Here is a 26834-nt window from a genome sequence, read left to right on the forward strand (position 1 = left end):
ATCGAGCGCCGCGCGGGCGGCGCTCGATCTCCCAGGCGCTAAAAATCCCCCGACAAGCATCTGCCCAAAAAGCCAGAGTTAACCTTCCTTTAATCAACCCCAGCCAGCATGGCCCCATTCCTAGATCTGCCAAGGCGAAGACATGCGCGTCCTCCTGCTCTTCCTCACACTGCTTCTGGCCGGGCCGTTGCAGGCCAACCCGTTCGATGTAAAACCGGACTTCCTGCCGGTCGACCAGGCCTTCGTGCTCACCCACGACCGCCAGGCCGATGGCCAGATGCGCCTGTATTTCCAGATCAAGCCGGGCTACTACCTGTACCAGAAGCGCTTGAAATTCGACGGCCTGCCTGCCGAGCAGCACCCGCAGTTGCCGCCGGCGCTCAACCACCATGACGAATTCTTTGGTGACAGCGCGGTGTACCGCGACCAGCTCGAACTGCTGCTGCCGGCCAATGCCCAAGGCCAGTTGCGCCTGGGCTGGCAAGGCTGCGCCGACGCCGGCCTGTGCTATCCACCGCAGACCACCCTGATCGAGCTGGGCGGCAGTGTGGCCCCAGCCGCCGAGCAAGCCAGCGACCAGGCCCTGGCCAGTGGCCTGCAACAGGGCCACCTGGCCTGGAGCCTGCTGGCGTTCTTCGGCCTGGGCCTGTTGCTGGCGTTTACCCCCTGCTCGCTCCCGATGCTGCCGATCCTTGCCGGGCTGGTACTGGGCAATGGCGCCAGCGCCCGACGCGGCTGGCTGCTGGCCGGGGTGTATGTGCTGAGCATGGCACTGGTGTACGCCGCCCTGGGCGTGGTTGCCGCGCTGCTGGGTGCCAGCCTGCAGGCCTGGCTGCAGCAACCCTGGCTGCTGGGCAGCCTCGCGGGGCTGTTCGTGCTGCTGGCCCTGCCCATGTTTGGCGCCTTCGAGCTGCAACTGCCCGCCGCCGTGCGGGACCGCCTTGACCGCGCCGGGCAAGGCACCCGTGGCGGCAACCTGTATGGCGCGGCGCTGCTCGGGGCGTTGTCCGGCCTGCTGCTGGGCCCGTGCATGACCGCGCCATTGGCCGGCGCGCTGCTGTACATCGCCCAGAGCGGCGACGTGCTGCAGGGCGCGCTGGTGCTGTTCAGCCTCGGCCTGGGCATGGGCGTACCACTGCTGTTGCTGGTAACCCTGGGCAACCGTTACCTGCCGCGCCCAGGCGCCTGGATGGACCGGGTCAAGGGCGTGTTCGGCTTCGTGTTCCTGGCCATGGCGCTGTATACCGTGCGCAGCCTGTTGCCCGCCACACTGCTGCTGGCCCTGAGCGGCGCCTGGCTGATCGCCCTGGCCTGGGCCACCTGGCCGGTCCTGCAGCGCCTGCCAGCGTTGCGCGCCGTACCGTTGCTGGGCGCCCTGTGGGGCGGCCTGTTGCTGGTAGGCGCCGCAGCCGGTGGCGATGACCTGTGGCAGCCGCTGCGCCCGTTCACCGGTGGTGGTGGCGCGCCAGTCGCTGGCCAGCATGCCGAAGACAGCTTCGTCACGGTCAGCCGCCCCGAAGACCTGCAACGTGAACTGGATGCGGCCAAGGCTCGTGGCCAGTGGGTGATGCTCGACTACTATGCCGACTGGTGCGTGTCGTGCAAGGTCATGGAAAAACAGGTGTTCGCCCGCAGCGACGTGCAGGCCGGCCTGGCCGGGGTGCACCTGCTGCGCCTGGACGTGACCGCCGACAGCACAGCCAGCAAAGCCTTGCTGCAGCGCTACCAGGTACCCGGCCCGCCCAGCATCATCTGGATCGGCCCGGAAGGCGACGAACGCCGCGCGCGGCGCATTACCGGTGAGGTGGATGCCGCCGCGTTCCAGCAACACTGGGCCCAGACCAGGAGCCAAGGCTGATGCTGACCGTAACCCTCGGGCCACTGACGATGGCCCTCAACCACCTGTTGATGCTCACCGCCCTGGTGATCGCCAGCGTGGTCGGCTGGTGGGTCGCCCGGCGTGGTGGCGAAAGCCCGGAATCGGCGCTGTTCAACCTGTTCCTGATCGGCCTGCTGTGCGCCCGTGCCGGCTTCGTGCTGGCCTACTGGCCGATGTACCGCGATGAGCCGTTGCAAATGATCGACATCCGCGACGGCGGGTTCCTGCTCTGGACGGGCCTTGTCGGCATCGTCTTTGGTGCCCTGTGGCAGGGCTGGCGCCACCCAGGCCTGCGCCGCCCGCTGGGCTGGGCGCTGTTCAGCGGCGCGCTGTTCTGGGGCCTGGCCAGCTTCGGCGGACATTTGTACAGCAAAGGTACCGAGCTGCCCGAACTTAGCCTGCGCAACGCTGGCGGCCAGCCGGTGGCGCTGCACAGCTACCGCGGCAAGCCATTGGTAATCAACATCTGGGCCACCTGGTGCCCGCCTTGCCGGCGCGAGATGCCGGTGCTGCAACAGGCGCAAGGCGAATACCCGCATGTGACCTTCCTGTTCGTCAATCAGGGCGAGACCCCGGAAAACGTCAGCACCTTCCTCGCCACTACCGGCCTGAGCCTGACCCACGTGCTGTTCGACGGCACCGGCCTGCTGGCCCAACGGGTCGGTTCCATGGCCCTGCCCACGACCTTGTTCTATGACGCCGACGGGCGGCTGATCGGCAGCCACCTGGGCGAGCTGTCCCGGGCCAGCCTGCGCCACGCCCTGGAACCTTTCGACCGGGCCACTGCGCCCGCCCCTGCCGCACAAGGAAACTGACATGCGACTGACTGCACTGCTGCCCCTGTCCCTGGCCCTGCTGGCCGCCCCGCCCCTGCAGGCCGAAGAGCTGCCCAAGGCGGTTCAGCAACTGCAAGCCAAGGGCGCCGTGATCAAAGGCAGCTTCAACGCGCCTGACGGCCTGCGCGGCTACGCCGCCGAGTACCAGAACAACGCCCTGGCCCTGTACCTGACCCCTGACGGCAAGCACGTAGTGGTCGGCAGCCTGTTCGACGAACAAGGCAAGGACCTTAGCGCCGAGCCGTTGGAAAAGCTGGTGTATGCACCGATGAGCAAAGCAATCTGGGCGAAGCTGGAGAAAACCGCCTGGATCGCCGACGGCAAGGCCGATGCACCGCGCAAGGTGTACCTGTTCAGCGACCCGAACTGCCCTTATTGCAACATGTTCTGGGAACAGGCGCGGCCGTGGGTGGAGTCGGGCAAGGTGCAGTTGCGCCATATCATGGTCGGCATCATCCGCGAGGACAGCCCGGGTAAATCGGCGGCGCTGCTGGCTGCGAAAGACCCGGCCAAGGCACTGCAACAGCATGAAAAAGCCGGCAAGGCCAGCACGCTGAAGGCACTGGAGCAGGTGCCTGAGGCGGTGCAGCAGAAGCTGGCAGCCAACATGGCATTGATGGAAGAGATGGGGTTGCAGGCGACTCCGGCGATTTTCTATCAGGATGAACAGGGCAATCTGCAAAGCCAGCAAGGGGCACCGCGGCCAGAAATGCTTGGGAAGATTCTTGGCAAGCGCTAGTGCATGTCTTGAGTTTTGAGGTGCGGCATAGATCGTGGGCCGCCCTCTAAAGCTCAAGGTGAGCACCAACCCTACACCTGCCGTTGAGCACATCGGCCTAGCCCACCGCCGGCACGACTCCGCTGGCCGCCTAGGTCGATGGTCCAACGGCGCCGTCACACTCTATTTTTACATCTCGAAACAATGAATTCAGTGTCTCATCCAATAAACACCGCCCATCGTAAACAGCACATTCCCCACTGAATCACCTTTCTACCCTACGAAAAACACGGGCGAATCCTATACAAGAACAGGAAGTTTCCTAAAACTTCATTCAGTCATTGGACTCTCATCAGAAACATCCCGCAGAAAAACCTCACAGGTCCAGCCTCACTTCAAACAGCGGATACCGCGCTCAGCCAGCGGCCATTCACGCCAAACTTGACGCAACGCAAATATAAATCTAAACAGAGAGCACTCCGGCGACAGCAACTGCGAGGCAGACGTCAGCAGAGGCTCAATTGGCCATCGCCTCGACCAAGAATAAAAAGCACTTCATGACATAAATGAAGGCAATCAACAGAAGGGCCCTTCCCATGACCAGCAGCAGCCCACGCGCGCCTTCTAATACAGGAAGGCTCTATAACATCTCAAACATCTTGATAAAGGAGCACCTCCGAGAGCCTTCCAGTTTATTGTGGACTGCTTTCGCGCCGTGCATGCTGTTCTTTATCATGACCCCGAGTTTTCTGAATACAGACAAGAACACCCAACCCTATTTATTCTACGCCGGCTGGTTCTACGCCTACATTTCAGCAAACGTCGCTTTTTTTGGATTCAGCTTTTACCTGATTGGCAGAAGGGAAAGCGGCTTTATCCGTTCATTCATCTACCAGAAAGAATCCATTCGCCTTTTTCTTGCATCCCACATGATCAGCTATTCGATTCTAAGCGTCGCGTACGCCTCCTTCTTCTACCTGGTCACCAAGCCCATGCATGGAGCTTATTCAGGCCATGAATATTTGTACATCATGGCGTGTTTCTTTACCAGTTACCTGGGGTTTTCCTGTATTGGTTTCGCTATAGCCGCTCTGCCTATAACATTTGGAACAGCCGGCACTCTATTCTCACTGCTGTCATTCCTCATGCTGATGTCCAGCTACTTGGGCGCCATCACCAGTGAAACGCACGAACAATTGATCTCTCTGGTCAATCCCCTGTACGTGAGCACCCGCATTTTTCGTGGCGAACTTTCATTACTGGCAGTTTTCCCAGTGGCGTTCACCCTCACACTGGTCGGCTTTTGTGTGACGGCGAATCATTTCAGAATACAGCCCATCTGGAGTCGTTACTGAATGAGCATCCTTACCCTTGACAACCTGACTTTCTCGTACGAAGGCAACCCGCTGCTGCACAACCTCAACCTGCATCTTTCGCCAGGTGAAGTAGCAGGTATATTGGGGAGCAATGGCGCAGGAAAAACGACGCTCTTCGACCTGATTTGTAAACTTAGACAGCCCGACCGGGGGAACATCATCAACCGCGCCAAAAACCTGGCTTATCTTACACAAATTTTGACACCTCCCCCCCAGCTACGGATGATTGAAATTTACCAGCTCATCAACAACTTGAATGCGTCGCCCAAACCCTGCCTTTCTGAGGCACTGGGTCGGCTTGACGCATGGTCGCCTGCGCTCTGCAAACGATATGCGGATATTTCAAAAAAGAAAGCGTCGACTTGTAGCTATGGCGAGATACGAAGTTTTTTCACGTTGACACTGTTGCTCATGGGCAGCGATCTGATAATACTTGACGAACCCACGGCTGGAGTGGATCCGGAATTCCGGCACTTCATCTGGCTTGGGATCAAACACGCCTGCAACGAAGGGGCCAGTGTTTTGGTTTCATCACACTATACGCCGGAAATCGCGACACACTGCGATCGGTTTTACATGCTTGCCCATCGTCAACTCGAAGCGTTCAATAGTTCAGACCAATTTCTGACTCGCTATCATGCGACTTCTTTCGATGAAGCCTTCATTAATGCTTCCACCCTGCTGGAGCAATCTGGGGCTGCCTAGCAACGCTGACACCTTAACCGCTTTGCAGTCTAAAGTTCTCAAGGGTCACCACAAATTACCGGTACTGAAACGCAGCCCATCGCAGGGGTTCGTCGCCAAGACACACCCGTCCCACAGGAATGGCGAAATTCCTGTGGGAACGAGCAACCCCGCGAGGAGGCAGGCGCAGGCTGCGCCGATCTAGTTACAGCCCCTCAAGCTCGGCCATCAGGTCACTAAGCCGGTCAACCTTGTCGTCATCCAGCGCACTGCCCTGCAACCCCTGCACATACTCGGCCAGCTCCTCCACCGTGCTGCACTCGAACATCGCCCTCAATGGCACGTTCAACTGCAATTGCTTCTGCACCCGCGAAGCGATCTGCGTGGCCAGCAGCGAATGCCCGCCCAGCTCGAAGAAGTTGTCGTGTACCCCCACCCGCTCGGCCTTGAGCACATCGGCCCAAATGCCCGCCAGCACTTCCTCCAGCTCGTTGCGCGGCGCCTGATAGGCCTGGCTGTGCTGGCCGCCGATGTCGATGGCCGGCAGGGCCTTGCGGTCGAGTTTGCCGTTGGCGTTGTGCGGCAGGCTGTCGAACCAACCCCAGTGCAGCGGCACCATGTACTCTGGCAACCCAGCCCGCAGGCGCTGCTTGATCTGCTCCAGCAATGCGCCATCGGCGGCGATACCCTGGTGTGCCACCAGGTAACCGACCAGATGTTTGCCGTTGACGCCTTCCTGCACGCCCACTGCAGCATCGCGAATCTCGGCCTGTTCGTGCAGGCGGGCTTCGATCTCGCCAAGCTCGATGCGGTAACCACGGATCTTCACCTGGTGGTCGATGCGCCCGACGTACTCCAGCACACCGTCCGGGCGCTGCCGTGCGAGGTCACCGGTCCGGTACAGCCGCTCTCCAGGTAGCCCGTAAGGGTGAGGCATGAACGCCATTGCCGTGCGCGCCGGGTCACCGACATAGCCACGACCAACACCCGTGCCAGCCACGCACAGCTCGCCCACCGCGCCCAGCGGCACCAGTGCCTGCTCTTCGCCGAACAGGTACAGGCGGTTGTTGTCGGTCGGAGTGCCGATCGGCAAGTAGCTGCCTTGGGTCGACGCGGCATCGACGCGGAAGAACGCCACGTCATCCGAGCACTCTGCCGGCCCGTAGGCGTTGACCAGCCCGATCTGCGGGTAACGCTGCAGCCACTGCGCCGCCAGTTCCGGTGGCATGGCCTCGCCGGTCGGCAGCATCCAGCGCAGGCCGTCGAGGGCCTGATGGTCGTTGGCCAGCATACCCTGGATCAGCGACGGCACGCTTTCCAGCACGGTGATGCCGGTGGCCTGCACATGCGCCAGCAGGCCCTGCGGATCATGGGCGATGGCGTTCGGCACGACCTCGACCTTGGCGCCGAACAGCGGCGCGGCAAGGAACTGCCACACCGAAATATCGAAGCTTTGCGATGCGGTCTGGGCGATCACGTCATGCTCGCTCAGGGCCAGGTACGGCACCTTGCTCAGTTGGTTGTTGAGCATGCCGCGCTGCTCGACCATCACCCCTTTCGGCAGGCCGGTCGACCCTGAGGTGTAGATCACATAGGCGAGGTTGTCCGGGCCACTGTGGATGCCCGGGTTGTGGCTTGCGATCTGGCTGGCCTGGATGTCTTCCCAGACCAGCAATTGCGGCCGCAGTGCAACCGCCAGCTCGCCCAGCAACTGCCGCCCCTGCTCGGCGCAGGCGGCGCTGCACACCAGCACTGGCGTACGGCTGAGCTGGATGATGCTTTGCAGGCGCGCCGCCGGCAGGCCCGGGTCCAGCGGCAGGTAGCCCGCGCCGGCCTTGAAGCTGCCAACGATCATGCCCAGCAGCGGCAACCCGCGCTCGGCCAGCAGCGCCACCGGCTGATCCACGCCGACCCCGGCAGCCACCAGGGCATGGCCCAGGCGGTTGGCTGCCAGGTTCAGCCCGGCGTAGTCATAGGACGCCTCCAGGCAGCGGGCCACAGTGCGCTGCGGATGTGCGGCCACTTGTGCTTCGAACTGTGCGATGTAGCTCTGCTCCAGCGGATAGGACCGCTCGGTCCGGTTGCAGTCGTCCAGCAGGAAACGCTGCTCCTCGGCACCCAACAACGGTAGCTCGCTCACCTCCCCTTCAAAGCCTTGTACCAGCGCCAGTAGCAGGCGCTTGAACTCGGCCAACAGGCGCTCGACGGTCGGGTAGTCGAAGTACCGTTGGTCGAACGACAGGTGCAGGCCCAAGTCGTCGCCCGGGTAGCACACCGCCGTCAACGGGAAATTGGTATGGGTACGGCCCGAGTCGGAGCTGGCGTTCAGGTGCTGGGCGTGGTCGAGCACGGCGGTTTCCACCGGCGCGTTCTCGAACACGAACAGGCTGTCGAACAGCGGCTGGCCCTTGGGCAGGTCGCTGCACTCCTGGATCGCCACCAGCGGCAGGTATTCGTACTCGCGCAGTTCCATGTTGCTTTGCAGCAGGCCCTGCAACCACTGGCGCACACTGCAACGCTCAGCGGATGCGGGCAACTGCACACGCAAGGCAACGCTGTTGATGAACAGGCCGACGGTGCGCTGCATCTGCGGCATGCTGACCGGGCGCCCGGCCACGGTCACGCCAAAGGCGACGTCGCGGTCGCCGCTGTAGCGTGCCAGCACCAAGGCCCAGGCCGCCTGGGCGAAGGTGTTGACGGTAAGCTGGTGGGCCTGGGCCAGTTCGCGCAGGCGCACGCCGTCACTCACCGCCAGGCGGGTGTAGCAGTCGCCGACGACCATGCCGCTGCCAGCGTGGTCATGCCGCAGCGGGCGGTCGCTGGGGATGGCGGTGGCGCGTTCGAAGCCGGCCAGGTTGGCCTGCCACCAGGCGCGCGCATCCTCCAGGCCCTGGCGCTGCAACCAGCCGATGTAATCGCGGTAACGCGGCGGCACCGGCAACTGGGCCTGGCGGCCTTCGCCGAGGGCCTGGTAAACCTCAAAGAAGTCGTTCATCAGCAGCGAGCGGCACCAGGCATCGATAAGGATGTGGTGGTTGCTCATCATGAACCAGTAGCGCTCGTCGGCCACACGCACCAGGCGCAAGTGGAACGGTGCTTCGCTGAGCAGGGCAAAACCGGCCTCGCGCTCCTGCTTGTGCAGGGCCTGCAGGCGCTGCTCCTGGGCCTCGTCAGCAAGGCCGCGCCAGTCCTGGTAGTCCACCGCCAGGTTGCCCGGTTTGTGGATGATCTGCAGCATCGCCTCGCCGCTGTTCCAGCTGAACGATGCCCGCAACGCTTCGTGACGTGCCACCACGGCATGCCAGGCCTGGGCAAAACGTTCAGGGTCCAGCGCGCTGTTGATGCGGTAGCGGTCCTGCATGTAGTAGAGGCCGGTGCCTGGCTCCAGCAGGGTGTGCAGCAGCATGCCTTCCTGCATCGGCGTCAGTGGGTAGACGTCCTCGATCTGCGCAGCGGGTACCGGCAACGCGTCGATCTGCTCCTGAGTGAGATGCGCCAGCGGGAAGTCCGACGGGGTGAAGCTGGTGTTGCCATCGGCCAGGCAATGCGCGACCAGCGCCAGCAGTTCCTGGCGATAGGCCTCGGCCAGGCGGGCGATGGTTTGCGGGTCATAGCGCTCGGCGCTGAAGGTCCAGCGCAGCTGCAAGGCCCCCCCATATACCTGGCCATCGACGCTCAGCCAGTTAGGCAGTGGTGCATCGAGGTCATGCGCCAGGCCGGCCGGTGCTTCCAGGGGCTGGAACAGCGCCGCGCTGTCGAACTGCTGGTCGAACTGGCCCAGGTAGTTGAAGGTGATACGCGCCTGCGGCAAGGCCGCCATCTGCTCGCGCCCGGCCGTGTCGGCCAGGTAGCGCAGTACGCCATAGCCCAGCCCCTTGTGCGGCACCTGGCGCAGTTGCTCCTTGATACGCTTGATCGAGCCGGCCAGCGCCACGTCGCCTTCGCCTGCCAGCGGGCGCAAGCTGAGGGGATAGGCGTTGGTGAACCAGCCAACGCTGCGGGTCAGGTCCATGTCTTCGAACAACCCGTCACGGCCATGGCCTTCAAGCTGTACCAGCACTTCTTCATCGCCGCTCCACCGGCTCAACGCACGCGCCAGTGCAGTCAGCAGCAGGTCGTTGACCTGGGTGTGGTAAGCCGCCGGGGCCTGTTGCAGCAGTTGCCGGGTCTGCTCCACGTCCAGGCCGATGGCCAGGGTCTGCGCATGGCGGTGCAGGTTGCCGCCCTGCGGGTGATCACACGGTAGCTCGCGACGCACGCCGCCCAGCTGGCCTTGCCACCAGCTCAGCTCGTCACGCAACGAATCGCTGCCGGCGTAGCTGGCCAGACGCGCAGCCCAATCGCCCATGGCATGGGTCTTGGCCGGCAGTGGCTGGCCGCGGTACAGCGCCTGCAGGTCCTCCAGCAGCACCCGCCAGGACACGCCATCGACCACCAGGTGATGGATCGCCAGCAACAGGCGCTGGCTGCCCTGCCCGTCACCCACCAGCAAGGCGCGCAGCAGTGGGCCCTGTTGCAGGTCGAGGCTGCGCTGCAGGTCGGTGTACAGCGCCTGACAATCAGCGACATCGGCAACGGTGGCGGTCCACAGCAATGGCCTGGTATCAGGCTGGGCGTATTCGGCCTGCCAGCGGCCATGGGCCTGGCTGAAGCGCAGGCGCAGGCTGTCGTGGTGCTGCACCAGCAGCGCCAAGGCCTGCGCCAGTACCGCCTCATCCAGCGGTTGGCGCGCCTCCAGCAACACGCCTTGGTTCCAGTGCTGTGGCTGGGGTACTTCACTGTCGAAGAACCAATGCTGAATCGGTGTCAGCCCGGCCTGGCCCTGGCGCAGCCCCTGTTCCACCGTGCTCGCGGTTTCGCTGTGCTGAACGACAGCCGCCAGGGTCTGGATGGTCTGGTGCTGGAACAGGTCGCGCGGGGTGAATTGCAACCCGGCCTGACGGGCCCGGCTGACCACCTGGATGGACAGGATCGAATCGCCGCCCAGTTCGAAGAAGTTGTCCTGTACACCGACCTGGGCAACGTTGAGCACATCGCGCCAGATCTGCGCCAACTGCCTTTCCACCTCGTTGCCAGGTGCCTGGTAGTGCTGACGCGCTTGTTCCAGGTCCGGCAGCGGCAGCGCACGGCGGTCGAGCTTGCCGTTACCCATCAGCGGCAGGCTGTCGAGCAGTACCAGGTGCGCAGGCACCATGTAGTCCGGCAGGTGCTGGCGGGCATCGGCTTTCACCGCTTCACGCAGCAGGTTTTGCGCCTCGCTACCCGCGTTGGCCTGCTTGCACACCAGGTAACCCACCAACTGCTTGCCGCCCGGCAGGTCGAGGGCCAGCACCACGGCCTCGTCGACATCGGCGTGCGCCTGCAAGCGGCTCTCGATTTCACCCAGCTCAATACGGAAGCCGCGAACCTTCACCTGCTGGTCGGCACGGCCGACGTACTCGACCAGGCCGTCAGTGCCCAGGCGCACCAGGTCGCCAGTGCGATACAAGCGGCCACCTTCGATGCTGAACGGGTCGGCGACGAAGCGCTCGGCGCTGAGGCCCGGGCGGTCGTGATACCCCTGAGCCAGGCCGGCGCCGCCAACGTACAGTTCGCCAATGCCGCCTTGCGGCAACAGGGCAAGGTCGTCGTCGAGGATATAGGCCGTGCGGCTACCGATGACGCGGCCGATCGGTACACTGCCAAGGTCCGCTGGTAACTCGTCTGGCGCCAGGCAGGCCAGCGGCATGACCACGGTTTCGGTCGGGCCGTAGGCGTTGAAGCACTGCTGTGGCGCAAAGGCCTGGCGAATACGCTGCAGGTGCTCGCCGGTCAGCGCTTCGCCGCCGGTGATCACCAGGCGCACCGGCAGTTGCTCGCCCTGCCCGCCCAGGTATTGCGCCAGCTGGCTACCGTAGCTGGGGGTAAAGCCCAAAATGCTCACCTGCTGCTCGCGCACCAGCTGGCAGATGTCCTCGGCGCCCCACTGCCCCTGGGCGCGCAGCACCACGCGGGCACCGCACAGCAACGGCACCCACAGGCGCTCGCTGGCAGCGTCGAAGTTGATCGAATAGAAATGCAGCTCGCAATCATCGCTGCGCATGCCGAACGCGGCGATGACCGCTTGGCAGTGCATGGCAAATTCGCCATGGCTGACCACCACGCCCTTGGGCTTGCCGGTGGAGCCGGAGGTGTAGATCAGGTACGCCTGATGCTGCGGCAGGCTGAGGTTGTCCAGCGGCGCATCGCTGTAGGCCGACAGGCTGGCGGCATCGTCCTCCAGGCTCCAGCGGGCCACGCCCTCAGGCAGCTCGCCCAGGGTTTGCAACAGCTCACGCTGGCTGAGCAGCAGGCCGATGCGGCTGTCTTCGATCATGTAGCGCAAGCGGTCGAGCGGGTACTCGGGGTCGAGCGGCACGTAGGCGCCGCCGGCCTTGAGGATGGCCAGCAGGCCGACGACCATTTCCAGCGAGCGCTCCAGCGCCAGGCCCACGCGCACCTGCGGGCCGACGCCACGCTCGCGCAGGGCGCGGGCCAGGCGGTTGGCCCGCTGATCGAGTTCAGCGTAAGTCATGTGCTGGCCAGCGAAGGTCAGCGCGCCAGCCTGTGGTGTGCGCGCCGCCTGGGCGGCGAACAGGCCGTGCAGGGTCTGGTCGAGGTCGAAGTCGTGCTCGCCCTGCAACTGACCCGCCAGCACCTGCTGCTCCGCACCGCTCAGCATCGGCAGCTCGCACAGGCGCTGCTGCGGGTTGTCCAGCAAGCCGACCAGCAGGTGCTGCCAGTGCTCGGCCATGCGCGCTATGCGCGGTTCGTCGAACAGGTCGCGGCTGTAAGTCAGGCAGCAACCCAGGCGGCCGTCGAGGTCGGTGACCTCCAGGTACAGGTCGAACTTGGTGGCACTGGCGTCATTGAGCAGGTAATCCACCTGCATGCCGGCCAGTGTGCGGCTTTGCTGGAAAGCCCAGCGCTGCACGTTGCACATCACCTGGAACAGCGGGTTATACGCGCTGCTGCGCGGCGGTTGCAACGCTTCGACCAACTGATCGAACGGCAGGTCCTGGTGCGACTGGCCTTCGATGGCGGCCTGGCGCATCTGCTCCAGCAGCGCGTTGGCGGTCATCTGGCCGTCCAGCTCGCAACGTAGCACCTGGGTATTGAGGAAGGCGCCGATCAGGCCTTCGCTTTCCGGGCGGATGCGGTTCGCCACCGGCGCGCCGATGCGCAGGTCACGCTGGCCACTATAACGGTGCAGCAAGGCAGCCAGGGTGGCGGTCATGGTCATGAACAGGGTCAGGCCGCGCTGGCTGTTGAAGGCATGCACGCGGGCGACCAGCGCCGGGTCGAGTTCAAAGCGGTACAGCTCGCCGCGGTGGCTCTGCACTGCCGGGCGCGGGCGGTCGGCAGGCAGCGCCAGCACCGGGTGCTCATCGCCCAGGCGGTCCTTCCAGTAGGCCAGTTGACGAGCGCCCTCGCCGCTTTCCAGCCATTGCCGTTGCCATACGCTGTAGTCCAGGTATTGCACCGGCAGCGGCGCCAGCGGCGACTCGCGGTCATCGACAAAGGCTTCGTACAGTTCGCCTAGCTCGCGGGCGAAAATGTCCATGGCCCAGCCTTCGGTGACGATGTGGTGCAGGGTGAGCACGAAGAAATGCTCGCGCTCGTCAGCCTTGACCAGGCAGGCGCGCAGCAGCGGGCCGCGCTCCAGGTCGAACGGCTGGTGCGCCTGGTCGTCGGCAAGTTGTTGCAGGTGTTGCTGGCGGGCATCGATGGGCAAGGCACTGAAGTCCTGCCAGTCGAGGTGCAGGCCACTGTCTTCGGCAACGCACTGGTACGGCACCCCGTCGACGCTGGGGAAGGTGGTGCGCAAGGTTTCATGGCGCACGATCAACGCCTGCAGCGCACGCTCGAAAGCGTCCACATGCAGGGTGCCGCGCAGGCGTGCCATGCCGCCGACGTTATACGCCGGGCTGTCCGGCTCCATTTGCCAGAGGAACCACATGCGCTGCTGCGAATACGACAGCGGCACCGCCTGACGCCGGTCGACGCGGGCGATTGCGCCTTGCAGGTTGCGCTCGCCGGCCGCGCGGATACGTGCAATCTCGGCACAGAAGGCGCCCAGTTCGCTGGCTTCGAACAGCGCCTTGAGCGGCAGCTCGACATCGCAGGCCTGGCGGCTGCGCGAGACGATCTGAGTGGCCAGCAGCGAGTGCCCGCCCAGGGCGAAGAAGTCGTCTTGCAGGCCGACACGCGGCCGGTTCAGCACTTCGCGCCAGATGGCGGCGACCTGTTGTTGCAACTCGGTGTGGGGCTCGACATGTTCGCGTTGCTGCCACACCGGGGCCGGCAGCGCCTTGCGGTCGACCTTGCCGCTGGGGCCCAGCGGCAGCTGTGCCAACGGGATGAGCTGCGCCGGCACCATGTACGCGGGCAGTTGCTCAGCCAGCACGGCCAGGAGTTCGGCTGGGTGCGCACTGCCACTGTAGTAACCCACCAGTTGCGCACCAACGGCGTCCTTGTGGATCAGCACCAGCGCCTGTTCCACACCCGGCTGTGCCAACAGGCAGGCCTGTACTTCCTCTGGCTCGACGCGGAAACCACGCACCTTTACCTGCTGGTCGAGGCGACCGAGGTATTCCAGGGCCTGTAGCTGCACCTGCCAGCGCGCGCGGTCACCACTGCGGTACAAGCGCTCGCCGTGGCCGTCGGCCTGGGGCACGAAGCGCTCGGCGGTAAGACCGGGACGGCCCAGGTAGCCACGGGCCAGGCCAGCGCCACCGAGGTACAGCTCGCCCGACACGCCGGGGGCAGTCAGTTCAAGCTCATCGTCCAGCACGCGGCACAGCACATTACCCAGCGGGCGACCGATTGGCGAGCGCTCGCCGTCCGCCACCTGGCAGTGCCAGTGGGTGACGTTGATGGCGGTTTCGGTCGGGCCGTAGCGGTTGTGCAGCTGCACCTGCGGCAGCACCTGCAGCACGCGGTCACGCAGCGCGGCGGGCAATGCTTCGCCACCGGAGAACACCCGGCGCAGGCTGCTGCAGGCACCCGCCTGCGGCTCCTGGACGAACACCTGCAACAGCGGCGGCACGAAGTGCAGCGTAGTCACGCCATGGGCCTGCACCAGCGCGGCGATGCGCTGCGGGTCGCGGTGTTCGCCGGGGCCGGCGAGCACCAGCTTGCAGCCGGTGACCAGCGGCCAGAAGCATTCCCACACCGACACGTCGAAGCTGATCGGCGCCTTCTGCATCAGCACGTCGCTGTCATCCAGCGCATAGGTCGCCTGCATCCACTGCAAGCGCTCGGCCAGCGCCGCATGGGTATTGCCCACGCCCTTGGGCTGGCCGGTGGAGCCGGAGGTGTAGATCACGTAGGCCAGGTTATCGCCGTGCAGGTGCAGGCCAGGCGCGTGGCTGGGCCAGCTGTCCAGGTGCAACTGGTCGAGGGCAATGGCGCTGACGCCGTCGACCTGTGGCAGCTTGCCCAGCAGGCTGCTGTGGCTCAGCAGCAGCCCGGCATTGCAGTCGGCCAGCATGTAGGCAAGGCGTTCGGCCGGGTAGTCGACGTCCAGCGGCACGTAAGCGCCGCCGGCCTTGAGGATGGCCAGCAGGCCGACCAGCAACTGTGGCGAACGCTCGATGGCGATGGCGACGCAGGTGTCGGGGCCGACGCCTTTGTCGCGCAGGTAGTGGGCCAGGCGGTTGGCCTGCTGGTGCAGTTCGGCGTAGTCGAGGCTGCCGCCGTCCCAGGCCAGCGCGGTGCGTTGCGGGGTCAGGCGGGCCTGTTCGTTGAGCTGTTCGACCAGCAGGCCTGGCGGCGCGGTAGCCGGTGCCCGGCCCCAGCCCAGCAATTGCGCACGGGCAGGCTCGTCCAGCAATTGCACCTCGCCCAGCGCCCGCTGCGGCGCGGCGCACACCTGTTCCAGCAGCGCCAGCAGGTGATGAGCCAGGCGTTTGACGGTGCTGGCTTCGAACAGCTCCGCAGCATAGTCGAAGGCCAGGCTCAGGCGGCCCTGGTGGTCTTCTTCACTGTGCAGCTGCAGGTCGAACTTGGCTTCGCGGCTGTGCCATGGCAACTCCTCGGCCAGCAGCCCCGGCAGGCGGCGCAGGGCCGACAGGTCGCGTTGCTGGTGGTTGAACATGACCTGGAACAAGCCTTGCTCACGGGCTTGCGGCAGGGCTTCGACCAGCTGTTCGAACGGCAAGTCCTGGTTAGCCTGCGCCGCAAGGGTGGCCTGGCGCACCTGGGCCAGCAACTGCGTGAATGGCAGGCGACCATCGAGCTGTGCACGCAGTACCTGGGTATTGATGAAAAAGCCGACCATGCCTTGGGCTTCCAGGCGCGGGCGGTTGGCGTTGGGCACACCGACACGGATGTCGGCCTGGCCGCTGTAGCGGTGCAGCAGCGCCTGCCAGCCGGCCAGCAGGACCATGAACAGGCTGGCCTGCTGTTCGCGGGCCAGGCCCTTGAGTGCTTCGGCAAGCGTGGCCGGTACCTTGAGGTTGAACCGGGCAGCACTGTGCTCGCGCTGGCTGGCGCGGGGGTGGTCGGTGCACAGGTCCAGCACCGGCAGGTCACCGCCCAACTGCGCCTTCCAGTACTGCAGTTGGCGTTCGGCTTCACCGGCGGCCAGCCATTGACGCTGCCAGGTGCCGTAGTCGGCATAACCCAGGCCCAGCGGCGCCAGGTTGGCCTCCAGGCCCTGACAGCGGGCTGCGTAAAGTTTGGCGAATTCATCCAGCAGGATATTCAGCGACCAGCCATCCGCGACGATGTGGTGCAGGGTCACCCATAACTGATGGTCTTCGTCGTCCAGGCGTGCCAGGGTCACCCGCAGCAAGGGGCCCTGAGTGAGGTCGAACGGCTGACGGGCCTCGGCTTCCCGCTGGGCGCTGACCTGCTCCAGCGTTTGGCCTTCGAGGTCCAGGCGGCGCAGGCTGAACGGCTGTTGCGCCACAATGCGTTGCAGGGGCTGGCCGTTTTCTTCGCTGAATACGGTGCGCAGGGATTCGTGGCGCGCCACCAGCGCCTGGAAGGCGGCTTGCAGGGCGCTTTCGTCCAGCTCACCGCGCAGCTGCAGGCCGGCGGGGATGTTGTAGGCAGCCGATTGTGGCTGCAACTGCCACATCAACCACAAGCGGTTTTGCGCCAACGACTGGGCCAAGGCCTGGGTGCGCTCCAGCGGTGCAATGGTGGCAGTGCCAGCAGCGCCGTCGGCCATGATCGACGCCACAGCGCTGCTGTAATCGGCCAGTACCGGCGCTTCGAACAGGGTGCGCAGGCCCAGGTTGATACCCAGCTCATCGGCCAGCCGTGCGGTGGCCTGGGTGGCGGCGATGGAGTTGCCGCCCAGCAGCAGGAAGTGGTCGTCTGCCGCAACCGCCTCTACTTTGAGAATGTCCCGCCACACTGCGGCGATCTGTGCCTGGAGCTCATTGCCGGCAGCCGCGCTTGCAGCCGTTTCGCTCACATCTGGGAAGCGGGCGTAGCAGTCCAGGCTGCCATCGTCCATACGCAGGCGACAGGCCGAACGTTGCAGCTTGCCACTGGAGGTCTTGGGCAACGCGCCCGGGTTCAGCAGCAGGACCACGGCCGGCGCCTGGCGGCAAGCGTCGGCGATCACCTGGCGCAGGGTCTTGACCAGCGCCTGGGGTTCGATTGCCTTTTGCACGTGGCGGCTGATCTCCACCGCCACGCCGATGCCCTCCTCGCCCTGCTGCTCGACGGCAAACACGGCCACACGGCCTTTGCGCAGCACTTGAACTTCACGTTCGAGGGTTTTTTCCAGGTCCTGCGGGTACAGGTTCTGCCCGCGCACGATCAGCATGTCTTTCAGGCGCCCGGTGACGAACACTTCACCGTTGCGCATGAAGCCCAGGTCGCCGGTGCGCAGCCAGGTCTGGCCGTCCATTTCAACGAAGGTGCGTGCGCTGGCTTCGGGGTTGCGCCAGTAACCCCGGGCGATGCTCGGGCCAGCCGCCCAGATTTCGCCGACCTGGTTGTCGCCCAGCACCTGCAAGTGCTGCGGCTCCACGACACGTACCGCGTGACCGGGCTGCGGGTAGCCGCAGCTCATCAGCACGCTGCCTTTGCCCGGCTCGGCGCGGTTAGCGGCGAAGGCTTCGGCGTCCAGCTCCAGCGCGTCGATGCCCTGGCCACGGCGGCTGCCACTGACGAACAGGGTGGCTTCGGCCAGGCCGTAGCTGGCGAAGAAGCTCTGCGGGTCGAAGCCGCTGGCCTGGAACTTGTCGGCGAAGGTTGCCAGGCTGTCCTGGCGAATCGGCTCGGAGCCAGAATAGGCCACGCGCCAGCGGCTCAGGTCGAGCCCGGCCAGCGAGGCCTCGCTGACCCGCTCGCTGCACAGACGGTAGGCAAAGTCGGGGCCACCGCTGATGGTGCCGCCATATTCGCTCATGGCCTGCAACCAGCGCTGCGGCCGGGCCAGGAAGTAACCCGGCGACATCAGCACGCACGGCACGCCGCTGAAGATCGGCTGCAGCAGACCGCCAATCAGCCCCATGTCGTGGTACAGCGGCAGCCAGCTGACGATCACGTCGTCGGGGTTGAGGTCGATGCCGAAACCACAGCGGATCAACTGCTCGTTGGCCACCAGGTTGCTGTGGCTGACTTGTACACCCTTGGGCAGCGCGGTGGAGCCCGAGGTGTATTGCAGGAAGGCGATGTCATCACCTTTGAGCACGGGCTCGCGCCAGTTTGCGGCCAGCGCCGGGTCCAGGCTGTCCACTGCCAGCAGCTCAGGCCCGTTGTGCGCCGACAGCGCTGGCAAGCCTTGCAGGCCGTCATGCAACGCCGCGACGGTCAGCAGCAGGCGCGGCTCGGCATCGTCGATGATCGACAGCAAACGCTCCTGATGGTGCTGGCGCGCGGATTCTGGCGGGTAAGCCGGTACCGCGATCACTCCGGCATACAGGCAACCGAAGAACGCCGCCACGTAGTCAGGACCACTGGGGAACAACAGCACCGCACGGTCGCCGAAGCTGGCACGGGCCTGTAACGCAGTGGCGATGGTGCGTGCACGCTGGTCGAGGTCCCGGTAGCTGAGCACAGCCTGCTCGCCGGGGGCGTCGGCCAGAAAGCGCAGGGCGATCTTGTCCGGGGTCTGCGTGGCGCGTTGCGCAAGTGCCTGGACCAGCGAGAGCGGGAGTTCGAAGGCGTCCGTCATGGGGGTTCCTGCCAGTGTCTGTTGGGGCGCGCCGGCTGCACCGCGAACGTGTGCGGACAGCAAAGGGCGATCGAAGATGTACACAGGGAAACGGATGGGCGCAGGCAGAAATTAGCGGGGATTACGCAGTGGCAGGCGGGGCCAAAGGTGAACGCTGTCACACGATGGCCTTAGACCTGAAAGATATAGATACTAATTACGTTTCGTATTTGACAATCATTATCATTCTGAATAGCTTGTCGCACGTCGTAGGAAGCTTCCCAGCCTTGGGGGCCTCCTTTCCCCTCTGTGACAAGGTGATTTCCATGGCGGAACAACTATCCACAAGTAAGTGCGATTCACCATTACTGCAGGCCTTCGTCGACAACCGCAGCATCCTGGTCAAGATCGCTGCACGCATCACCGGCTGCCGCTCGCGCGCCGAAGATGTGGTGCAGGATGCCTTCTTCCGGCTCAACGCTGCCCCGCAGATAACCTCGTCGTTCAAGGCGCAGCTCAGCTACCTGTTCCAGATCGTGCGCAACCTTGCGATCGACCACTACCGCAAGCAGGCAATGGAGCTGAAATACTCCGGCAGCGAGGAGGAAGGGCTGAACGTGGTCATCCAGAACGCCTCGCCCGAAGCCACTCACATCAACCTTGCCGCGCTGGATGACATTGCCCAGGCGCTGAACGAACTGCCGCAGCGCACCCGCTATGCGTTCGAGATGTACCGCCTGCATGGCGTGCCGCAGAAAGACATTGCCAAAGAGCTGGGGGTATCGCCGACACTGGTCAACTTCATGATCCGCGATGCGCTGGTGCATTGCCGCAAGACGGCCAACCGGCAGGCCTGACCACACAGGGTTTGCTTCTTCGCGGGCATGCCCGCTCCCACAGGTACCCCACTGCTCTTGAAGCCTGTGGTGATCCTGTGGGAGCGGGCATGCCCGCGAAGAAGCCAACTCGGTATCAAGCCAGCTTGCAGCGCTCGAAAAACCGCTCTCGCCCCAGAATCATCAGCGCCGCACGCTTGTGCGGGAAGTCGAACTCCTTGTCGCAGTGGAAGCACTGGTCGTGCATGTAGCCGATCATCTTGCCGTTGTCGGCACGCGGCTCGGCCACCACCCGCTGGGTACGCGGGTCATCCAGGAACAGGTAGTGCACCAGCGCCGAGAGCCAGCTGGCCACCTTGTGCGGCCCTCGGTGGTTCTCCTCCCCCACCAGCATGTGTATGCCGCGGTCGTAATCATCGGCCGGGTAGAACGGCGCAATGCGGTCTTCCTTGGCCCAGTAAGCCTCGAAGTAGGCAAACGGCTCATCGTCAAAGCAACCGATCAGCGTCAGGGTGTGCGGGTCGGCCTCGAGCTTGTCCAGGTACTCGCGGTGCTGGGCCAGCGTGCCCCCCTCCTGCCAGAACGCCTCCACCCGCGGGTTGTTCTGCCAGCGGTTGAAGCGCTCCAGGTCATCTTCGATCTCCAGCGTGCGCAGCGACACCCAGCTACCCAGCCGCGCATCGAAGCGCCGGTATACCTCACCACGGGGCTTGGGCGCGCGGCATGGGTGGCGCTTGCCGTTGCTGATCTGCATCTGCTGTGGGTACACCGCAGCCTGCGCATCGCCCAGCCAGGGCTGTGGCAGCTGCCAGAACAGCGCCCGCTCGCACAGATACTGGCCCGGCTGCTCAGCCACTCGCAGCAAGCCACTGGCCAGCACCTGCGGCTGCACTTCGGGCAAGTGCCAGACCAGGCGCTGACAGGTGGTATCACGGGACAACAACCAATAGCAGGCCGACCACAAGGCTTGATAAGGGCGCTCGGGACACAGGCGCTCAAGGTGAACGTGCAGGGTAGCGCCCGCCTCCAGGCGCACCTGGATCAGTGGGCGACCTTCGAGGGAGAGGCCTAGCCAGCTGTCACCCTCCTCGGCACTGAGGCTGCGCCAGCGTGGCGGTGACAGGGGCTGCGAAGCGGCATCGAAAGGCATGGCTTGTCTCACGAAAAATGAAGAAAAGGCTCACTGCTGAGAACGTTGCGAAAGTGCGTGAATTTAGTCCTTGGGCACCGAGACCGTGATGCGGTAGGGCTCGAAGATTCGGGCCAGTTCACCGCTGGCACGCAGGTCGCGCAGCAGGCGGGCAAACGACTGCTCGTCGATAGGCGCCCCCGGGCGCAGCAGGGCGTAGTGGTGATAGATTTGGTCGATGCGTTGCGAAGGCAGCAGCTGCGCCCTGCTGGCCGGGTTGCGCGCCAGGAAATCGCTGAGGTACGAGCGGGTGACCAGGGCGATGTCGGCGCGCCCAGCCTGCACCATCAGCAGGTTGCTGTCGTGGGAGTAGGTCAGGGTCGCGTTATAGGTTGTGCGCAGGTAGTCCGGGTCGGAATTGAAGCGGGCGAACGCGTAGTGATAGCCGTTGAACAATGCCAAACGTTTGCCGCGCAGGTCATCGAAGTACGACGGGTCGCTGCCATTGGCCTGGCGGGCAACGAACACTTCGGCGTCCTCCAGGCCCATGTCCACGGTCTGGTGGGCAATCTGCTCCCAGCCCCATTGCGGGTTTTCGAAAATCGCCATGTCGGTACGGCCTTGCTGGAAGTCGCCGAAACGCCGCTGGATGGAGGTGGGCACCAGGACGAAGTGGTAACCCTGCTGCAAGCGGTTGAGCGCATCGACCAATTGCGGCAACAGGCCGGTGTCAGCCCCCTGTTCAGGGCGCACCGTGTAGGGCGGGAAATGGGCCGCACCAATCTTCACTTCGACGGCATCGGCAGCCCATGCCGGCACCGCTAGCCAATACACGGCCAGCAACATCAGGGTGGACAAAGCCTTGAGGCCGGGTGCTGGAGTCAAGACGGACGCTCATCACGGTTCATGCCTGGGTCCACTTAAGCTAGGCGTTTTCCGGAAGCGGCACAACTGCTGGAGCGCGCTCGTTGTGCCAAAGCAGGCGGCAATATGCCACGGGATGCCGTATGCGCGGACTTTGGCTACGCTCTAGCAGGATCTGCAAGGGAGCCTGGTATGGGCCATTGGTTGGTAATCGACCTGGAAGCCACCACCGACGAGGGTGGATGGCCGGTTACAGAGATGGAAGTCATTGAAATCGGCGCTAGCCTGGTCACCCGCGATGGCCGCGAGGTCGACCACTTTCAGTGTTTCGTGCGGCCACGCCGGCGGCCACAGCTGACCCCGTTTTGCCGCGAACTGACGCACATAAGCCAACATGATGTGGATCGCGCTGCACCGTTTCGCGAGGTGTGGGCAAGCTTCGAGCGCTGGCTGGAGCACCACCGTGAGCAGCTTCAGGCCTGGGTCAGCTGGGGCGACTACGACCGCCAGCAACTGCACCAGGAGTGGCAGCTGCACGGGCTCGACAGCCTGCTACGGACGTTGCCGCACATCAACCTCAAGCAACGCTTTGCCAAGGCCCGCCACCTGCAGCGCCCCACCGGCCTGAACGGTGCCCTGCACCTGGCCGGCATGCACTTTTGCGGGCAGCAGCACCGGGCCCTTGAAGATGCGCGCAACACGGCGCGGCTACTACCGTTGACCCTGCCCGCCAACAGCCCCTGAAAGCAGATGACGAGGCCTGTGGGCTTGGGCATACTGGCCAGCCCTTTTTCATCCCCCCTTTTCAGGAGTCGCCCATGTTCCAGGTCAACGAGTACTTCAACGGCACCGTCAAGTCGATCGCATTCGCGGGCGAAGAAGGCCCCGCCACTGTCGGCGTCATGGCCCCGGGCGAATACGAGTTCGGCACTGCCAAGCGCGAGATCATGCACGTGGTATCGGGCGCCCTGACCGTCAAGCTGCCAGGTAGCGACAACTGGGAAACCTTCAATGCGGGCGACAAGTTCAATGTTGCCGCCGACAGCAAGTTCCAGCTGCAGGTGAAGGTGGATACCGCTTACCTGTGCGAGTACCGCGACTAAGCGTCAGCCTGTGCCGGCCTCTTCGCGGGCATGCCCGCGAAGAATCCAGCACTAATCCTTCAGGAAATCAGCAACGCGTTCCGCCGCCGTCTGCATATGCTGCTCATGGCTGAACCCCGAGGCCTTCAACGGCTTCAGGTCATGGTCACCCGCCACTAGCCAGCTCACCTCGATTGCCGGCGACAACGCATACCCCGCCACCGCCTCGCGGTTACCCAGCGCATCCCGTTCGCCCTGCACGATCAACGTCGGTGTTTTCAGCCCGGCCAGGTGTTCCACCCGTGGCTTCTCGGGTTTACCCACCGCGTAGAACGGATAGCCCAGGCACACCAGCGCATCCGCGCCCAATTCGTCAGCCAGCAGGCTCGCCATGCGACCGCCCATGGACTTGCCACCCACGGCCAGCTTGCCCGCGACCAAAGGTCGCACCTGCCGGTACACCTCGCGCCAGCATTCAAGCAGCACCTTCTGTGGGTTCGGCGGCCGTTTGCCGCCGGTAACCCTGCGTTCGGCCATGTACGGAAACTCGAAGCGCACCACCGCTACCCCAAGCGCCGCAAGCCTTTGCGCCATTTCGTCCATGAACCCGCTGTCCATCGGCGCACCTGCACCATGGGCCAGGATCAGGCAGCCCCTGTAGCCGTCCTTGCCCTGAACCTGTGGAAGATCGCAGCGCAAGCCTGGGACATTTCCGACCTTCGCCCATTGATCCCCGTCAATACCGGCACTTTGCCCATTAATCATGCTTGCCTCGCTGTAAAGCCTGCCAAATAACCGTGGATGGGAACCCATACATGAACACAACCAGCAGTACCGCCTATAACTACAAGGTGGTCCGCCAATTCGCCATCATGACGGTGGTGTGGGGAATCGTCGGGATGGGGCTCGGCGTCTTCATCGCCGCCCAGCTTGCCTGGCCTTCCCTCAACTTCGACCTCCCCTGGACCAGCTTCGGCCGCCTGCGCCCCCTGCATACCAATGCGGTGATCTTCGCTTTCGGCGGCTGCGCGCTGTTTGCCACCTCCTATTATTCGGTGCAACGCACCTGCCAGACCACCCTGTTCGCACCGGGCCTGGCCGCGTTCACCTTCTGGGGCTGGCAACTGGTGATCCTGCTGGCGGCCATCAGCCTGCCGCTGGGCTATACCAGCTCCAAGGAATACGCCGAACTGGAATGGCCGATCGATATCCTGATCACCATCGTCTGGGTGGCTTACGCCATCGTGTTCTTCGGCACGCTGATGAAGCGCAACACCAAGCATATCTACGTGGGTAACTGGTTCTTCGGTGCCTTCATCCTCACCGTGGCGCTTCTGCACATCGTCAACAACCTGGAATTGCCGGTCAGCCTGACCAAGTCGTACTCGGTGTACGCCGGTGCCACCGACGCGATGGTGCAGTGGTGGTACGGCCACAACGCCGTAGGCTTCTTCCTGACTGCCGGGTTCCTGGGGATGATGTACTACTACGTGCCCAAGCAGGCCGAGCGCCCGGTGTATTCCTATCGCCTGTCGATCGTGCACTTCTGGGCGCTGATCACCCTGTACATCTGGGCCGGCCCGCACCACCTGCACTACACCGCCCTGCCTGACTGGGCGCAGTCGCTGGGCATGGTGATGTCGCTGATCCTGCTGGCACCGAGCTGGGGCGGCATGATCAACGGCATGATGACCCTGTCGGGCGCCTGGCACAAACTGCGCAGCGACCCGATCCTGCGTTTTTTGGTGGTATCGCTGGCGTTCTACGGCATGTCCACGTTCGAAGGCCCGATGATGGCCATCAAGACAGTCAACGCCCTGTCCCACTACACCGACTGGACCATCGGCCACGTGCATGCCGGCGCCCTCGGCTGGGTGGCAATGATCTCGATTGGTGCGCTGTATCACACCATCCCGAAAGTGTTCGGCAAGGAACGCATGTACAGCCTTGGCCTGATCAACGCGCACTTCTGGCTCGCCACCATCGGCACCGTGCTGTACATCGCCTCGATGTGGGTCAACGGCATCGCCCAGGGCCTGATGTGGCGGGCAGTCAACAGCGACGGCACGCTCACCTATTCGTTCGTGGAAACCCTGGTGGCCAGCCACCCAGGCTTTGTCGTGCGCTTCGTCGGCGGCGCGATCTTCCTCAGCGGCATGTTCCTGATGGCCTGGAACACCTGGCGCACCGTGCGTTCGCCAGCGCTTGACGTCGCCCCTGCGAACGCCCAGTTGGCTTGAGGAGAAACGCCTGATGAAACATGAAGTCATCGAGAAAAACGTCGGCCTGATGGCCCTGCTGATGGTATTCGCCGTCAGTATCGGCGGCCTGACCCAGATCGTCCCGCTGTTCTTTCAGGACGTCACCAACAAGCCGGTGGAAGGCATGAAGCCCTACACCGCGCTGCAACTGGAAGGCCGCGACATCTACATCCGCGAAGGCTGCGTGGGCTGCCACTCGCAGATGATCCGCCCGTTCCGCGCCGAAACCGAGCGCTACGGCCACTACTCGGTGGCCGGCGAGAGCGTGTGGGACCACCCGTTCCTGTGGGGCTCCAAGCGCACCGGGCCGGACCTGGCCCGGGTCGGTGGCCGCTACTCGGACGACTGGCACCGCGCGCACCTGTACAACCCGCGCAACGTGGTGCCGGAGTCGAAGATGCCGTCGTACCCGTGGCTGGTCGCCCAGCAGGTCGACAACAGCCACACCGACGTCAAGATGCGCACCTTGCGCACCCTGGGCGTGCCGTACAGCGACGACGACATTGCCAGCGCCCGTGACGCAGTCAAAGGCAAGACCGAGATGGATGCACTGGTCGCCTACCTGCAGGTGCTCGGCACCGCGATCAAGAACAAGAGGTAAATGCGATGGAACTGGACATCGGCATGATCCGCGGCCTGGGCACCCTGGTGGTGATGATCGCCTTCATCGGCCTCTCCCTGTGGGTATTCAACCGCCGCCGCGACCGTGATTTCGCCGAAGCGCGCCTGCTGCCCTTCGTCGACGACCACCTGCCCACTAGCGGGCAGGAACCTGCTGCCACGACTGCTGCAAGGAGTAACGGGCAATGACCACCTTCTGGAGTACGTACATCAGCGTGCTGACCATCGGTAGCCTGATCGGCCTGACCTGGCTGCTGCTCGCCACCCGCAAGGGCGAGAGCAAAAACACCACCGACCAGACCATGGGCCACAGCTTCGACGGCATCGAGGAGTACGACAACCCGCTGCCCAAGTGGTGGTTCTGGCTGTTCGTCGGCACCCTGGTGTTCTCGGTCGGCTACCTGATCCTCTACCCGGGCCTGGGCAACTGGAAAGGCATTTTGCCGGGCTATGAAAATGGCTGGACCGGCGCCAACGAATGGCAAAAAGAGATGGACAAGGCTGACGCCAGGTTCGGGCCGATCTTTGCCAAGTACGCCGCCATGCCGGTGGAGGAAGTCGCCAAGGACCCGCAGGCGCTGAAAATGGGCAGCCGCCTGTTTGCCTCCAACTGCTCGGTGTGCCACGGCTCTGACGCCAAGGGTGCCTTCGGCTTCCCCAACCTCACCGACAAGGATTGGCGCTGGGGCGGCGAAGCAGAAACCATCAAGGCTTCGATCATGAATGGCCGTCACGGCGTGATGCCGGCCTGGGCTGAGGTGATCGGCCAGCAGGGCGTGGCCGATGTGGCCGCATTCGTGCTGACCAACCTGGACGGTCGCAGCCTGCCTGAAGGGAGCAAGGCTGACGTTGCCAAGGGCAAGGAAATCTTCGCGGCCAACTGCGTGGCCTGCCACGGGCCCGAAGGCAAGGGTACCCCTGCCATGGGCGCACCCGACCTGACCCACCCGCAGGCGTTCATCTACGGTTCGAGCTTTGCCCAGCTGCAACAGACCATTCGCTATGGTCGCCAAGGGCAGATGCCGGCGCAGGCCGATATCCAGGGCAATGACAAGGTGCACCTGCTGGCGGCTTATGTGTATAGCCTGTCGCAGGAGAGTGCTGCTGAAACCGTGACTGCCAAATGAGTTCGCCGAGAGAGGTTCGGCGTCTGTGAGATCGAGCGCCGCCCGCGCGGCGCATCGCGACGCAAGGCCGCTCCCACATTTGTTTCAGGCCAATTATTCCTGTGGCGTTTGCGCGCGAACGCCTTGGCGCATGACTCGATATCGCGTCGTACCAACAAGGCGGTCGCGCGCCCCTGACACAGGAGGGACTGGCCCGAAACAAATGTGGGAGCGGCCTTGCGTCGCGATGCGCCGCGCGGGCGGCGCTCGATATCCGCCCCACCATAACCATCAAACCTTACAC

General features: G+C 64.1%; 16 protein-coding genes. 12 read left to right on the forward strand and 4 right to left on the reverse strand.

All coding sequences use genetic code 11. The features are described from left to right. Positions 1–142: 142 nt before the first annotated feature. From dsbD to AC07XM_RS27930, 5 genes are all read left to right on the forward strand, one after another. A complete protein-coding gene (gene dsbD, locus AC07XM_RS27910) occupies positions 143–1858 on the forward strand; it encodes a protein-disulfide reductase DsbD (protein ID WP_102690043.1) in 1716 nt (571 codons plus the stop codon). Beyond that, entirely contained in the window at positions 1858–2694 is an 837-nt protein-coding gene (locus AC07XM_RS27915; RefSeq protein ID WP_016488322.1) for a TlpA disulfide reductase family protein, read from the forward strand. The genes dsbD and AC07XM_RS27915 overlap by 1 nt, the downstream gene beginning before the upstream one ends. Before the next feature lies 1 nt (position 2695). Then, the gene (dsbG, locus tag AC07XM_RS27920; RefSeq protein WP_016488323.1) at positions 2696–3454 is read left to right on the forward strand and encodes a thiol:disulfide interchange protein DsbG; all 759 of its coding nucleotides are present in this window, start codon (positions 2696–2698) and stop codon (positions 3452–3454) included. A gap of 575 nt (positions 3455–4029) precedes the next feature. Then, positions 4030–4788 (forward strand): ABC transporter permease, encoded by a 759-nt coding sequence (locus tag AC07XM_RS27925; protein WP_060519309.1) that lies wholly within the window; start codon positions 4030–4032, stop codon positions 4786–4788. After that, positions 4789–5514 (forward strand): ATP-binding cassette domain-containing protein, encoded by a 726-nt coding sequence (locus AC07XM_RS27930; protein ID WP_060519310.1) that lies wholly within the window; start codon positions 4789–4791, stop codon positions 5512–5514. Positions 5515–5698: 184 nt separating this feature from the next. Here AC07XM_RS27930 and AC07XM_RS27935 read toward each other — a convergent pair whose 3' ends face one another. Continuing rightward, complete coding sequence (locus AC07XM_RS27935) at positions 5699–18652, reverse strand: non-ribosomal peptide synthetase (RefSeq protein WP_102690042.1); 12954 nt, start codon at positions 18650–18652, stop codon at positions 5699–5701. Positions 18653–18957: 305 nt separating this feature from the next. On the opposite strand from AC07XM_RS27935, the gene AC07XM_RS27940 reads away from it, so the two are divergent. Continuing rightward, positions 18958–19488: an RNA polymerase factor sigma-70 gene (locus AC07XM_RS27940; protein WP_023048844.1), complete on the forward strand. Its 531-nt coding sequence runs from the start codon at positions 18958–18960 to the stop codon at positions 19486–19488. 115 nt (positions 19489–19603) lie between these two features. Here AC07XM_RS27940 and AC07XM_RS27945 read toward each other — a convergent pair whose 3' ends face one another. After that, entirely contained in the window at positions 19604–20617 is a 1014-nt protein-coding gene (locus tag AC07XM_RS27945) for a GNAT family N-acetyltransferase (protein WP_102690041.1), read from the reverse strand. Positions 20618–20680: 63 nt separating this feature from the next. Then, positions 20681–21481, reverse strand: a complete 801-nt coding sequence (locus tag AC07XM_RS27950; RefSeq protein ID WP_095116935.1) for a substrate-binding periplasmic protein — start codon at positions 21479–21481, stop codon at positions 20681–20683. Between the two features lie 171 nt (positions 21482–21652). Here AC07XM_RS27950 and AC07XM_RS27955 point away from each other — a divergent pair, with 171 nt between their 5' ends. Together AC07XM_RS27955 and ppnP are read left to right on the forward strand one after the other, a co-directional pair. Beyond that, a complete protein-coding gene (locus tag AC07XM_RS27955; RefSeq protein ID WP_016488332.1) occupies positions 21653–22204 on the forward strand; it encodes a 3'-5' exonuclease in 552 nt (183 codons plus the stop codon). Between the two features lie 74 nt (positions 22205–22278). Then, positions 22279–22563 (forward strand): pyrimidine/purine nucleoside phosphorylase, encoded by a 285-nt coding sequence (gene ppnP / locus AC07XM_RS27960; RefSeq protein ID WP_016488333.1) that lies wholly within the window; start codon positions 22279–22281, stop codon positions 22561–22563. Positions 22564–22614: 51 nt separating this feature from the next. Here the strand turns inward: ppnP and AC07XM_RS27965 are convergent, their stop codons facing one another. Then, a complete protein-coding gene (locus AC07XM_RS27965) occupies positions 22615–23307 on the reverse strand; it encodes an alpha/beta family hydrolase (protein ID WP_016488334.1) in 693 nt (230 codons plus the stop codon). A gap of 50 nt (positions 23308–23357) precedes the next feature. On the opposite strand from AC07XM_RS27965, the gene ccoN reads away from it, so the two are divergent. The 4 genes from ccoN to ccoP are packed head-to-tail and all read left to right on the forward strand — an operon-like array spanning position 23358 to position 26551. Beyond that, positions 23358–24782, forward strand: coding sequence for a cytochrome-c oxidase, cbb3-type subunit I (gene ccoN, locus AC07XM_RS27970; RefSeq protein WP_016488335.1), 1425 nt, complete (start codon positions 23358–23360; stop codon positions 24780–24782). Between the two features lie 13 nt (positions 24783–24795). Next, entirely contained in the window at positions 24796–25404 is a 609-nt protein-coding gene (gene ccoO / locus AC07XM_RS27975; RefSeq protein WP_016488336.1) for a cytochrome-c oxidase, cbb3-type subunit II, read from the forward strand. Positions 25405–25409: 5 nt separating this feature from the next. Next, on the forward strand, positions 25410–25613 hold the full coding sequence (locus AC07XM_RS27980; RefSeq protein WP_016488337.1) for a cbb3-type cytochrome oxidase subunit 3: 204 nt from the start codon (positions 25410–25412) through the stop codon (positions 25611–25613). Beyond that, the gene (ccoP, locus tag AC07XM_RS27985; protein ID WP_023048603.1) at positions 25610–26551 is read left to right on the forward strand and encodes a cytochrome-c oxidase, cbb3-type subunit III; all 942 of its coding nucleotides are present in this window, start codon (positions 25610–25612) and stop codon (positions 26549–26551) included. Before AC07XM_RS27980 ends, ccoP begins: the two co-directional genes overlap by 4 nt. The last annotated feature ends 283 nt before the right edge of the window (positions 26552–26834 follow it).

It is taken from the genome of Pseudomonas sp. GW460-LB5 (assembly GCF_059423245.1).